The organism is Pantoea coffeiphila, assembly GCF_016909495.1.
Lineage (GTDB): Bacteria > Pseudomonadota > Gammaproteobacteria > Enterobacterales > Enterobacteriaceae > Erwinia > Erwinia coffeiphila.
This window is the reverse complement of the sequence record NZ_JAFBFW010000006.1, coordinates 117,345-130,440: the sequence shown is the minus strand read 5'-3', so window position 1 is coordinate 130,440 and position 13,096 is coordinate 117,345. Positions and strand designations below refer to the sequence as shown.

Genomic DNA, 13,096 nt, shown 5'->3' with positions numbered 1-13,096 from the left:
CATGAAGTGGCTTCTTATAGGTGCCAGCACCATTGCACAACAGTTTGTTATTGATGCGATTCGCGCAGGCGGCGATGAAATATCATGGCTGGTTAGTGGTGATGAACAACGGGCTGCGGCATTTGCTGAAAAAAACAATATTGCCCGTTTTACCACGGACCTGAAACTTGCCCTTTCGCAGCAGGATATTGATGCCGTATATATCTCCACAACCAACGAAAAGCATTTCCCGCAGGCGATGCTGGCACTGGAGTATGGCAAGCACGTGCTGTGCGAAAAACCGATGGCACTCTCGATGGAAGAAGCGACAACGATGATCGAACGGGCATCTGCGTGCAACCGAGTGCTGGCGGTAAACCACCACCTGCGCAATGCCGCGACGATTCGGAAAATGCGCGACGAGATTCGGAACGGCACGCTGGGCGATATTCTCACCGTTCGCTTCTGCCACGCCGTTTCTCTACCTGAAAATCTGATTGGCTGGCGGACGGATAACAGCGCAGGCAACGGTGTGATTATGGATATTACCGTTCATGATATTGATACATTGAGATTTTTACTGGATGACGACGTCGTCGCCGTTTCCGCAATGGCCCAGGACGGACTGCTGAGCCAGAGTGGCTCGGTGGAGACGGTGATGGGCACGCTTCGTTTTTCTAAAGGTACGCTGGTCAGTTTTTTTGACTCCTTCACCGCCCGCAATTTTGAAACCAGTATTGATGTGATCGGCACGTAGGGTACGCTGCGTGCGCGCAATATTCTGACGCAGAACCCCGTAGGCGAAGTGACGCTGCATAACCGTCACGGGTCTGAACCGTTAGCGATCGAACACGCCAGTCTTTATGAACGCGGTTTAGCCTCGTTCCGCAATGCGATATTCAATGGTGGGCAACCGGCGGCCAGTGGTGATGACGGAAGACAGTCTCTGGCAGTATCCCTTGCCGTAGTGAAAGCGGTTTCTTCCGGAATGACCGTTCATATCGGTGAGGAACAGTAAAATGCATCGTGATTTAAACCATCCCGACATTGTGATTATTGGCTCCGGTATTGGTGGAGCCACCATGGCTTTCGGGCTTGCTAACAGCGATCTGAAGATCCTCATTCTGGAAAGCGGCGAACAGATGCCGGACTCTCCGGACAATGACGATCAGCAGAAGATATTCTCTCAGCAGCACTTCAAGCCCGACGAAGTCTGGTTCGATAAAGATAATAAAGCTTTTCGCCCAGGGAATTACTACTACGTTGGTGGCAACTCCAAGTTCTACGGCGCGGTACTGGCACGCTACCGGCAGGAGGACTTTGAGGAGATGATCCATGAAGGAGGCGTTTCCCCCGCCTGGCCATTCGGTTATGCCGAACTGGAACCCTGGTACTGCGCGGCGGAAAAACTCTATCGGGTCAGGGGCGACAGCCAGGCCGACCCGACCGAACCACCCCGTTCCCACCCCTATGCTTTTGCAGCCATTGAGGATGAAGCCGATATCGCCATCGTCCGCCGCAGGCTGCAAAAACAGGGTCTTAGTCCCTATTCTCTGCCGCTGGCAGTAGATATTGCACAGTGGAGCCAGTCGCGCAAAGTCCCGTGGGATGCACATCCCCACTATTTTAACGGCAAGTTTGATGCGGAAACCGCCGCCCTGAGCCTGACCGCCAGCCACAGCAATATTCAACTTTTGACCGGCAGCAAGGTCATCAGACTGAAAACCGCTGCGGACGGCGGACGCATCGAAGAGGTGGTTTATCAACGCAATAATCAGACCTGTAGCGTGCGCCCTCAACTGGTTATTCTCGCCGCCGGAGCCGTACATTCGGCTGCGCTGCTGCTTAAATCGAAAAACGCCCGCTACCCCAACGGGCTGGCGAATCGCTCTGGCATGGTTGGCCGCAACTTTATGAACCACAACTGCACCGCCGTGGTGGGCTTCAGCCATCGCTACTGCAACCGCTCTGTGTATCAGAAAACCTTCGGCCTGAATGATTTCTATCTTTCCGATGGCGCAGGTGGCTACCCGCTGGGCAACATTCAGCTGTTGGGTCGCGTGTCCGGTCAGATCCTCAAGTCATCCCTTCCCGCCGCGCCGGGTTTCGCCTTGAACTACTTCAGCAGGCACAGCATTGATTTTTACGCCATGAGTGAAGATTTGCCCTCCCCGGACAACCGTATCCAGCTGGACGGCGATAAAATAACTCTGCACTGGGAGCGCAATAACTGGGCGGCGCATACCCGACTGGTGAAAAAACTCAGCAATGCACTTAAGAAATGTGGGTTCTATTTTGTGATGAGTAAACCCTTCGATAAACGAACGCCGTCACACCAGTGCGGCACGGTCAGAATGGGTATCGATCCCGAGCGCGATCCGCTTAACAGTTACTGTCAGGCCTGGGAGCATGAGAACCTGTACGTGGTGGACGCCAGCTTTATGCCCAGTTCAGCGGCGGTTAATCCTTCACTGACTATTGCCGCGCAGGCGCTGCGAGTGGCGGACCACATAATGCAGCATCGTCTTGCCAAATAAGGACTCCAATCCGCTACAAAGCAAAACGCCATGTCAGACATGGCGTTTTTTTATTAGCGGTATATTTTCCCCATCAGGAAATCAGGCCAGTTCTTTTCAAAAAAGACTTTACTGAGATCCACCGGATCGTTCACCGGACGCGAGGCATGATGGAAGCGTTCACCGTCCCACGCAATCAGCAGCTTGCTGTCCGGCGCAGCGGTTCTCTCCGATCGGAAGCGCCATTTCTCAATCGGCCCACTGCGGCCCTCGGGAACTGAATCCCCCAGTTCATCAAGGATAATTCGGGCACCACGGCTGCCGCCGCCGCCTTCGACATACGTGCTCAGCATCGCCATCACTGCAGCTGAAGCTAGCGCAAAATGCCGCCAGAGTATGTTTTCGGTCAGCCGAGTCAGGCTGGTCAACCTCACACCTTTCGCCAGCACCTCGCTCAGCAGCAACGCAGCCCGCTGCTGTTCCTCTGCGGTTTCCTGTGCCGCGACAACAAATCCGGCCTTGTCCGACATGCGGTTGCGGATCTCGCTTTTCAGCGCCACGGGGTCGAGGGCGTCCTCCGACAGCGATTTTTCTGCCCACAGAACGATCTCCGCCATTGAATCGGCATAATTGATTTCCAACGCGCGCGCACCCTGCAGCTGGCGCTGCTGTACGTCGTGCGCCACCTTTTGCGCCACCCGCACGCCAAACACCTGCCCGGAGTTCAGCGCCGCGCCGCCGGGCCGGGTGACGCCATGGGTCCCGGCCACTTCACCCAGCGCAAAACAACCGGCCAGGCTGGTTTCCCCCCAGATGTCCACCTCAATACCGCCGTTCATATGCTGATTGTTCACCGCAAATTCCAGCGGGCTGCGCGTGATATCGCAGCCGTGCATAGCATAAAGCTCGATGGCCAGCGGGTTCATCTGTTTCAGCCGATCGATGGGCAGTTCAGCCGCGCATTCGTTATTGGCCAGGTAGCTGCTGACGTCCGCATCAAGCCGCGCCAGCGAGAACGGCAGATCCCCCGGAACCGGCTGCGGATTGCGGTTGAAATCCATATACACCCGGTGCCCGTTTTTCACCTCTTCGGCAATCGCCATATCCACCAGGCTGGAGCCGTACTCCAGCGTGCGCGTGGCGTGGAACGGCCACTGATAGCCTTTGCGAAAGACGTTCGAGGCCAGCTCCTGCGTGGTGCGATAATACTGCGCGAGGAAGTTATGCTCGTTGCCCTGCGCATCCACCGAATAGATATAGGGGATCACCTGTACGTAAGTCCCTGACAGATTCCACGGAAACGCCGTGCGCGGCGTACCGATGCCAAACTGGCTCTCAATAATATTGGCTAACCTCAGCCCACCTTCCAGCGCCAGCCCCAGCGAACCATAACACTTCTTCGGGTAAACGCTGTCGCGATACATATCCCCCGGCCCGCCGGTGGCCAGCACCACCGATGCGGCATTGATAACCCCAAAGCGATAGGGATTGTGAACCGCGCTGCCGGTGCTGACCAGCAAACCGGCACAGCGCTCCGCACCGGTGCTGTCCCGCTGCTTGATCAGCTTTAGCGCCGTTGTGGCTGTCAGCATCGGTATCGCCAGCCGCTGCGTCTCCTCCAGCAGCACTTTCACCATCAGCCGCGAGGTACGCGGACCGCAGCTGGTGGCGCGACCGGCCTCATCATGATCGGTTTGATAGCGCAATATCGAACCGAAGCGGTCTTCCGGTAGCTCAAGACCCAGATACTGCAACCCCGCCAGAGTGTGTATGGAACCCACGGCCTCTACGTAGGCGATATCTTTATCCATCCCGCCGCCTGAACTCAGCGCCGCCACCAGCTGATGGAAGTTATCGCCACTTTTGCCCGTGGCAGCGGTAAACAGCGTCTGTTTATCCGATCCCGAACAGGCCGAGGTGCCCATATACAGCCCCGAGGTGACCAGCAGGACGTTGACGTTTTTCCGCTTCAGCTCCACGGCCGCGCGCAGGCCGGCGGCTCCGGTGCCGACTACCACGGCGTCGTAGTGATAAAATGGAACATTCAGTCCGCTAATCTCCCTGATTTCACTTTCCCGGACTTTATTAAATGACTTAGGGAAAGATACCTGCGTCAGGCTATCCAGAATATGTTGATCAACAACACTCATATTGTTTTCCAGGCATATTTAAATTAATTAACGCGTACACTTCACGGCATAGAACAGAATGACGACGAAGCTGAACACCGGAATAATAAATGCGGTTGCCATTGAGGAATAATCGGCAATCATTCCCATCAGATAAGGTGAAATTGCACCGCCGACTAAGGTCATGACCAGATAAGAACCCGCTCGTTTAGACTGTGCGCCCAGGTTTTTAACCCCCATGGCGAAGATGCACGGGTACATAATCGACAGGAAGAAGAAGATAACCACCAGACCGATAACGGAGATTTTTTCCACGCCGATGACCGCCAGTGAACACAGCAGGATATTAATAATACTGTAGGTAATTAACATGCTGCGCGGCGCAAAATACTTCATTACCCAGGTACTGATAAAACGACCAATCATAAAAGTCAGCATCGCGCAGGAAAGAAGATAAGAAGCATCCTGCACGCTGGTGCCTTTCCAGTGATCGATGGCGTAGTTAATAAAGAATGAGGCGATCCCCACGTGCGCAGCCATATAAAAGAACTGCGCGGCCAGCGCACCGGTAAAGCTCGGTTTTTTCCAGATGCTCTGTTGCGCTGCGCCCAAACGGCTGTCTTCACGGGCTTCCTGCACTTCCGGCAGGCGGGTGACGATAAACACCACCATCAGCAGCAGGACCACCGCAGCCAGTACCACGTAGGTGGTCATCACCGGATCGAAGGCGTGCCCGGCAATGCGAATGTCCGGCGCGAAGAACAGCGTACCGCCAATAATCGGCCCCATAAACACGCCAAGGCCGTTAAAAGACTGGGCGAAATTCAGGCGGCGTTCAGCGTTATTAGCATCACCCAGCACCGACGCATACAGATTGGCCGACGTTTCCAGGCAGCCTAATCCACAGGCCAGAATAAACAGGGCAAACAGGAAAAAGGCAAAAGTACCCGCCGAGGTGGCTGGCACAAACAGCAGCGCTCCGGCAGCGAACAGCAATAACCCGCAGATCACCCCCAGCTTATAGCCATAGCGCTGCATCACCGCCCCGACCGGAATCGCCACAAGGAAATAGGCACCGTAATAGGCCATTTGCAAATAGCCTGACTGCGCCTTGCTGACGTTTAAAGAATCCTGGAAATGTTTATTTAAAACATCTAACAGGCCATGGGAAAGCCCCCACAGGAAAAACAGCGAGGTGATCATGCCAAATGCCAGCTTTACCGAAACAGTCTTATTATTAAATGCAGGAACAGAAGCGATGTTATTATCAATACTCATACAGACCTCTTTGCAGATGTTTTTTTATTGTTTAATGACTGCCCAACCGGCCGAGAATGGCATCCGCTGCCTTCTCGGCAATCATGATGGTCGGCGCGTTGGTATTACTGCTTGGTACACGCGGTATCACGGATGAATCCGCAATGCGCAGCCCCTGCAGCCCGAAGACGTTCAGATGCTCATCCACTACCGCATCCGGATCGCCCTCTACACCCAGGCGGCAGGTGCCAACCGGGTGATGATCGGTTTTCGCGTTCTGGCAGGCGTACTCGAAGAGCTCGTCATCGGTACGGATCTGCGGCGAAGGCAGACGAATTTCCTTAACAAAGGGCTTGAACGCATCCTGCGACAGAATTTCGCGCACCAGCTTCAGGCCGCGCAGTGACATTTCCCGGTCGTAAGGGTCCGCCCAGTAATTCGGATCGATCAGCGGCGCATCAGCAGGGTTGCCGCTGGCCAGCCGCAACGTGCCCCGCGAGCGTGGGCGCAGGAACGCGGAGTTCAGCGTAACGCCAGAGTTTTTCATCTGCTCAACGCCCGCTTCAATCCCGGAACCCAGCCCCAGGTGGAACTGCACGTCCGGCGATCGTGCGTTGCTGTCCAGATACCAGAAGCCGCCGGTTTCAAACAGGCTGGAGGCTACCGGCCCCTTCTTCAGCAGCAGATACTGCAAACCGGCCCAGGCGGCGTGGTGGATTTTCAGGCAGGGGTCGTAGGTGTGGTCGCCGGTACATTCGGCAATGGCGAACAGATCGAGGTGATCCTGCAGATTGCTGCCCACGCCCGCCAGGTCATGTTTAACCGTAATACCCTGCTCTTCCAGATGCCGGGCCGGGCCGATGCCGGAAAGCATCAGCAGCTTAGGCGAGCCGAAAGCACCGGAGGTAACAATCACTTCCCGCGACGCGCGCACCTGCTGCGTCCCGCCGCTACCGGTGGCAATTTCCACGCCGGTCGCCCGCTTGCCTTCCAGCAAAATACGCAGGGTGAAGGTATTCAGCTTCACGGTCAGATTCGGCCGCGACTGCGCCGGACGTAAATAGGCTACTGAGGTTGAGGAGCGTTTGGCATTAAGCTGGGTAAGCTGGTAATACCCTAATCCCCCCTGATGCTCTCCGTTAAAATCCGGGTTATAGGGAATATTTAATTCCTGACCGGCCTGGAAAAAAGCTTCGCAAATAGGTAGTGGACTGATCGGATTTGATACGCCAAGCGGACCACGGTAATCATGATATTCATTAACGAAGCGCTGGTTTTTTTCGGACTTTTTAAAATAGGGCAGCACATCTTTATAGGCCCAGTTTTTAACGCCGCAGGCCTGTTCCCATTCGTCATAATCATGTTTCGATCCGCGGGTATAAACCTGGGCATTCACCGATGACCCGCCGCCAATCACTTTCGCCTGGGTAAATCTCAGCACGCGGTTATTCAGATGCTTCTGCGGAACGGTGTGCCAGCCCCAGCTGCTGCGGCCCTTGGTCATTTTGGCAAAGCCGGCGGGCATGCTGAACAGCGGATGAGAATCTCCCCCGCCAGCTTCCAGCAGCAGCACCTTAATAGCCGGATCTTCGCTGAGCCGGTTCGCCAAAACGCAACCGGCAGATCCTCCGCCGATAATAATATAATCGTATTCCACGTTGACCTCACGTCATGAGACGGCAGCCATCTTATTCGGATGGCCGCATTATTATTTAATTCAAGAATTGAATCAGTTGGCGTTATTTATCCACCAGTTGGTTCTGGCGCCAATATGTAATTGCACGGTTTTCTGCTCGGTATAATCTTCTACCGCGCTCTTACCTAATTCACGCCCCAGACCGGATTGTTTAAATCCGCCAAACGGTAATTCCGGCGTACCGTCAAGGAAGGTATTCACCCAGACCGTACCGGCATTAATTTTCCGCGCGGCTTCCAGGCATATATCAATATCCTTGCTCCACACGGCGGCGGAAAGTCCGTACAGCGTGTTATTGGCAATATTGATTGCCTCTTGATAATCGGCAAAGGTCAGAATGGCTAATACAGGACCAAATACTTCCTCCTGTGCAATCTGCATCTCCGCCTTTACGCCGCCGACCACGGTGGGGGCCATAAACAGTCCCTGCCCGCCCGTTACCCGCTCACCGCCGAGCAGAATTTCAGCGCCGTCTTCACGGGCCGAGCGGATAGCGTCTTCAATCACCGCCATCTGGTTATCATTGATAATGGAACCGACCTTGACCTCGGGATGCAGTGGATCGCCGACCTTCACCCGGCGGGCCTTTTCCACCACCGCGCGGGTAAATTTCTCGGCAATGTCCTGATGTACCAACACGCGGCTGCCGCTGTTGCAGCATTCACCGGCGTTGAAATAGACGCCAAACACCACCGCATCAACCGCCGCGTCAAAATCGCAGTCCGGGAAGATGATTTGCGGATTTTTGCCCCCCAGTTCCAGCGAGACTTTCTTCAGCTTGCGCCCGGCTTCTGCCGCGATATGCCTGCCTACCCGAGTGGAGCCGGTAAACGACAGCATGTCGACATCGTCGTGATCCACCAGCGGGCTGCCCACGTTAGTGCCCAGGCCGGTGACAATGTTGACGACGCCCGCAGGCACGCCCGCATCGGTGAGAATTTCGCCCAGAATCAGCGTGGTTCCGCTGGTGAACTCACTCGGTTTAATCACTACGGTACAGCCCGCCGCCAGCGCAAACGGCAGCTTCTGGCTCAGTATCCAGATAGGGAAATTCCACGGCGTGATCATCGATACCACACCCACCGGCTGGCGCAGCACCAGGCCCAGCATCTGGTCGCCCAGCGTGTTGTAGCTTTCACCGTGCAGCGTGCGGGCCAGCGAGGCGGCATAGCGCCATAAATCCACGCAGCCGGACACTTCGCCGCGCGCCTGCGCCAGCGGTTTACCGGTCTCAAGACATTCGATAATCGCCATCTCTTCACTGCGCTGCGCAATGCCGTCGGCAATCTTCAGCAGCAGCTCCGCGCGCTCTTTCGCGGTAAACGACGCCCAGGTTCCCGAATCAAACGCCCGGCGCGCCGCAGAAATGGCCAGCAGGGCGTCCTCCGCGCTGCCGTCAGCATAGGTTCCGGCGATGATGCCGTGCGCAGGCCCGATGCGGTCGATACGCTTGCCGCCAACTGAGTCACGGAACTCTCCGTTAATCAGCATACTGCCGTGATAAGGCCGGTAACCGGACAGGACTGACTGGTCTGCGGTTAAAAAAGTGGTCATCTTATTCTCCCAGGTATTCTGCTTTACGCCGCTCAGAAAAACTCGCCAGTCCTTCTTTCGCATCACGTGTGGTTGCTGCCAGCGCACCGGCAATGGATTCCAGCGCCATCGCCGTATCCGTTCCTGCGCCTGCATCGATAATTTGCCGGGTCAGCTGTACGGAAACCGGTGCCTGCTCGCTGATCTTCTCCGCCAGCGCAATAGCCGTTGCCAGCACGTTGCCCGGCTCGCTGATTTCCTGTACCAGGCCCATCTCATACGCGCGGTCGGCGTTGATACGGATACCGGTTAATGCCATATATTTCACCTGACCCGGTCCAATCAGCTGTACCAGACGCTGGGTGCCTGACCATCCCGGACAGGTAGCAATCCCCGCTTCCGGCAGGGCGAAAGTGGCCGCCGGATCGGTGACGCGAATATCACAGGTCGCCAGCAGCTCCAGCCCGCCACCAAAGGCGTGGCCGTTGATCGCCGCAATCACCGGCACTCGGAGCGTGGCCCAGCGGTCGAAAACACGATGGCCTTTACGCACCCAGTTGCGCCACATATCCAGCGCTTCCAGCGATGACCAGACTTTGATATCCGCACCCACGCAGAAAGCGCGTTCCCCGCCTGCGGTCAGCACCACGGCACGCAGCGCAGGATGTTCTTCAATCTCATCCGCAATCCGCGCCAGTTCGCTCAGCATAAAAGGCGTCAGCGCATTGAGCTTTGCAGGGCGGTCCAACGTAACAACGGCAATCGTGCCGCGCGTCTCCAGCGTGACGCTGCCCATATTTTCAGCCACGTGCCACCTCCGGCAGTTCCAGCCCCATTACCGCGTCATAAAACATGCGCGGGTCCATTATTTTCAGGTTATCTGACACCCGCAGCGGGAAATCGGCCTGCTCCAGTACATCCCGGGTCAAATCCATACCGGGCGCGATTTCCGTCACCATCAGCCCCTCTTTCGTCAGCTGCATCACGCAGCGTTCGGTAACATAGATAACGTCCTGTCCGCGCTCCAGCGCCATGCGGCCGCTGAAGGTGACGTGATCGACATCGTTAACCAGCTTGCGCAGCTTGCCTTCCTGCTCAATGACCAGCTCCCCGCCTTCAATTCGCTGCCTGGCCCCGGCTTTAAAGAAGCCGGAGAACACCAGTTTTCGCGCATGGGTGGTGATGTCGACAAAGCCACCGCAGCCAGCGGTCAGGTACGGCTTGCCCGGCAGTTTTGAGACGTTCACGTTGCCGAGGCGGTCAATCTGCAGGAATGACAGCATTGCCATATCAAAACCGCCGCCCTGGAAATAGGTGAACTGAGTGGATGCCGGAACGATGGCATCGGCGTTGGCCGCACAGCCAAAGGCAAAGCCCAGCAGCGGCATGCCGCCGACCGCACCCTGCTCAATCACCCAGGTCACCTCACCGTTCATTCCCTCTTCCAACAGAATGCGCGGGACGTTGGCGGAAATACCAAAGCCGAGGTTAACGGTCATGCCTTTTTTCAGCTGCATGGCGGCGCGGCGGGCGATCAGTTTTTCGGTTCCCCACTCAGGCACTTCAAAGCTGCTTTCGGGGTGGAAGATTTCGCCGCTGATCGCCGGATCGTAGGCAATCATGGTGGTCTGCATCTGGTCCGGGGCCACGACGATATGGTCCACCAGGTTACAGGGAACGTGAACGTGATGGGGTTTCAGCGTACCGGCTTTGGTCAGGCGCTTGACCTGAGCAATCACCGTACCGCCGTTGTTTCTCACCGCCAGCGCCTGTTCGACAACGCCTAGCACACCGCCTTCATGCTCAAACGACAGGTTGCCGCGCTCGTCGGCGGTGGTGGCACGGATAATCGCCACATCAGGCACCAGCGGATGGAAGTGCAGCCAGGTTTGACCGGCGAAATTAACTTTGCTGACCAGCGGTTCGGCAGCGGCCAGTTCGTTCATTGCACAGCCCTGGCGATCCGGGTCAACGAAGGTATCAAGGCCGACCTGGGTCAGGACGCCGGGACGTTTAGCCGCCGCATCCTTATGCAGATCGAACAGCACGCCGCTGGGTACGTTGTAGCCGGCAATTTCGTTGTCGATAATCATCCGCCAGATTTCCGGCATCGGTAAGGAGGACGGACCGCTGGGCAGCGAACCGGCGATCACTTTTTTCAGCAACCCGGCCTGGGCAAGATGCTCAATCCCGGGAATACCGTACATATCCCCCGCAGCGATAGGGTGGATCATGGTCAGATTACGAGGATGTCCTTCATTTCTGTAGCGCTTGCCCAGGGCAGCCAGCACCGCATCCGGGCAGTTCAGACCGCTGGCCGAACTGACGGTGACCGAGGCGTTATCGCCGACCAGCGCAGCGGCTTCGTCAGCAGTGAGTAGTTTTTTCATCGCATTCACTTATTGTTTGATTAAAATCGGCAAAACATACATTTCCCTTCACGAATCCGCGTTAGCCCTACTCATCCCCTTCTTCAACAAGAGCCAGTCTTTGTTGAGATAAAACAAAATTAATGATGTAAAACATAAACATAATTAACCACCTCTTGCTCTGACTGGTTTATGCATGATGCGGAGCCACTTCAAATTCCGTGCTCATTTCGGCATACAAAAACCAAACAAATCTAAAATTGGATCGTTCCAATTTATTTTGGAACGTTCCAAAACACTATAGATGGCATCATAAAGAGTCAATCCGTCATAACAGATAAGATCCAAAATATGATCTTCGTCGCAAACTTCTTGTAAGTGCATTCACTTGCAGGGCATTAATTGGGGATACCGCAGGGGGAAAGGTGGATTTTGACCAGTACCGCGATTACTCTTAGGGAAATTTTTTCTTGAGGCTACAAAGTGAGACTTCCTACGGGTGACGGTAAAGTGACAATCATGGATATAGCTCGCGCTGCTGGCGTGTCCAAATCTACTGTCTCACTTGTTCTGAACAACAGCGAACTGGTGAAGCCGGAAACGGCGGCAAAGGTCAAACTGGCGGCGGAAAGCCTTGCTTACGTCTATAACCGCAGTGCGGCCAGCCTGCGCCAGGGAACCAGCAACGTTGTAGCGATGGTGGTTAATGACCTCACCAACTCCTTTTTTGTTGAACTGTTGATCGGTGCCGAGCGCCGTCTGCTGGAATCCGGTTTTATCACCCTGCTATCCCATACCGGGGAAGACATTCCGCTTCAGGAACAGGTGCTTAATTCGATGCGCGAGCAAAAAGCCGCCGGGCTGATCCTCTGCCCGGCCCTCAGTACGCCGCCGGGACTCACCCGAACGCTGAAAAGCTGGAAGCTGCCGTTTGTCACCGTGATGCGCCCGTTGGAAGGTGAAGACTCCGATTTTATCGGCTGTGATAATTACGAAGGCATCAAGCTGGCTACTCAGCATCTGATTGACCTCGGTCATCAAAAAATTGCCTTTATTGGCCGCAATCGCATTAACTCCGTCAGCGTTGTTCGCCAGGATGGCTACGAGCACTGCCTGCTGAACAACGGGTTTAGCATCAATCCGTCGTGGATCGTAGAGAGTAAAATCAGCATGGCGGGCGGAAAAGAAGCGATGAAGCAGCTGCTACAGCTGAGTGACCGCCCGACGGCGGTGGTCTGCTATAACGATCTGATTGCCACCGGTGTACTCAGCGAAATCGGTGAACAGGGCCTGATTGCCGGCAGAGATATTGCCGTGGTCGGCAGTGATGGCGTGGCGAATACCGCCTTTACCAATCCGCCGCTGACCACCGTTGCCCTGCAAAGCCACAAAGTAGGCGAGCTGGCCAGCCAGATACTCCTTAACCGGCTGAAAGATCCCGCCGCTCCCTTTACGCACACTTTGCTGAAGCCCGAGCTGATTATCCGCAAGTCCTGCGGATCGAAAGGCTGAACCTGCCGCTCTCTGCTGCCCGACGATCGGGCTTCAGGCTTCAGGCTTCAGGCTTCAGGCTTCAGGCTTCAGGCTTCAGGCTTCAGGCTTCAGGCAGTTTTTTAT

General features: G+C 55.6%; 10 protein-coding genes. 4 read left to right on the top strand and 6 right to left on the bottom strand.

Annotated features, from left to right (window positions below; all coding sequences use genetic code 11):
• Position 1: 1 nt before the first annotated feature.
• From JOE09_RS19375 to JOE09_RS19365, 3 genes are read left to right on the top strand one after another with little or no spacing between them, the layout of a single operon-like run.
• The gene (locus JOE09_RS19375; protein ID WP_205066908.1) at positions 2-736 is read left to right on the top strand and encodes a Gfo/Idh/MocA family protein; all 735 of its coding nucleotides are present in this window, start codon (positions 2-4) and stop codon (positions 734-736) included.
• A 48-nt stretch (positions 737-784) separates the two neighbouring features.
• Positions 785-997 (top strand): hypothetical protein, encoded by a 213-nt coding sequence (locus tag JOE09_RS19370; protein ID WP_205066907.1) that lies wholly within the window; start codon positions 785-787, stop codon positions 995-997.
• A 1-nt stretch (position 998) separates the two neighbouring features.
• On the top strand, positions 999-2,516 hold the full coding sequence (locus JOE09_RS19365; RefSeq protein WP_205066906.1) for a GMC oxidoreductase: 1,518 nt from the start codon (positions 999-1,001) through the stop codon (positions 2,514-2,516).
• Between the two features lie 53 nt (positions 2,517-2,569).
• Here JOE09_RS19365 and JOE09_RS19360 read toward each other — a convergent pair whose 3' ends face one another.
• The 6 genes from JOE09_RS19360 to JOE09_RS19335 form a co-directional block, all read right to left on the bottom strand.
• The gene (locus JOE09_RS19360; protein WP_205066905.1) at positions 2,570-4,645 is read right to left on the bottom strand and encodes an FAD-binding protein; all 2,076 of its coding nucleotides are present in this window, start codon (positions 4,643-4,645) and stop codon (positions 2,570-2,572) included.
• A 27-nt stretch (positions 4,646-4,672) separates the two neighbouring features.
• Positions 4,673-5,902, bottom strand: coding sequence for an L-fucose:H+ symporter permease (gene fucP / locus JOE09_RS19355; RefSeq protein ID WP_239553190.1), 1,230 nt, complete (start codon positions 5,900-5,902; stop codon positions 4,673-4,675).
• A gap of 31 nt (positions 5,903-5,933) precedes the next feature.
• Positions 5,934-7,538 (bottom strand): GMC family oxidoreductase N-terminal domain-containing protein, encoded by a 1,605-nt coding sequence (locus tag JOE09_RS26385; protein ID WP_205066904.1) that lies wholly within the window; start codon positions 7,536-7,538, stop codon positions 5,934-5,936.
• Between the two features lie 72 nt (positions 7,539-7,610).
• A complete protein-coding gene (locus tag JOE09_RS19345; protein WP_205066903.1) occupies positions 7,611-9,131 on the bottom strand; it encodes an aldehyde dehydrogenase family protein in 1,521 nt (506 codons plus the stop codon).
• Position 9,132: 1 nt separating this feature from the next.
• A complete protein-coding gene (locus JOE09_RS19340) occupies positions 9,133-9,918 on the bottom strand; it encodes an enoyl-CoA hydratase/isomerase family protein (RefSeq protein WP_338049370.1) in 786 nt (261 codons plus the stop codon).
• Positions 9,911-11,500: an acyl CoA:acetate/3-ketoacid CoA transferase gene (locus JOE09_RS19335; RefSeq protein ID WP_205066902.1), complete on the bottom strand. Its 1,590-nt coding sequence runs from the start codon at positions 11,498-11,500 to the stop codon at positions 9,911-9,913. Before JOE09_RS19335 ends, JOE09_RS19340 begins: the two co-directional genes overlap by 8 nt.
• Before the next feature lie 498 nt (positions 11,501-11,998).
• Between JOE09_RS19335 and JOE09_RS19330 the strand changes: the two genes are divergently transcribed.
• The gene (locus JOE09_RS19330; protein ID WP_205066901.1) at positions 11,999-12,991 is read left to right on the top strand and encodes a LacI family DNA-binding transcriptional regulator; all 993 of its coding nucleotides are present in this window, start codon (positions 11,999-12,001) and stop codon (positions 12,989-12,991) included.
• The last annotated feature ends 105 nt before the right edge of the window (positions 12,992-13,096 follow it).

Coding starts and splice junctions, on each gene's coding strand:
- JOE09_RS19375 (WP_205066908.1), top strand. CDS start 2: ATGAAGTGGCTTCTTATAGGTGCCAGCACCATTGCACAACAGTTTGTT.
- JOE09_RS19365 (WP_205066906.1), top strand. CDS start 999: ATGCATCGTGATTTAAACCATCCCGACATTGTGATTATTGGCTCCGGT.
- JOE09_RS19360 (WP_205066905.1), bottom strand. CDS start 4,645: ATGAGTGTTGTTGATCAACATATTCTGGATAGCCTGACGCAGGTATCT.
- fucP (WP_239553190.1), bottom strand. CDS start 5,902: ATGAGTATTGATAATAACATCGCTTCTGTTCCTGCATTTAATAATAAG.
- JOE09_RS19345 (WP_205066903.1), bottom strand. CDS start 9,131: ATGACCACTTTTTTAACCGCAGACCAGTCAGTCCTGTCCGGTTACCGG.
- JOE09_RS19335 (WP_205066902.1), bottom strand. CDS start 11,500: ATGAAAAAACTACTCACTGCTGACGAAGCCGCTGCGCTGGTCGGCGAT.
- JOE09_RS19330 (WP_205066901.1), top strand. CDS start 11,999: ATGGATATAGCTCGCGCTGCTGGCGTGTCCAAATCTACTGTCTCACTT.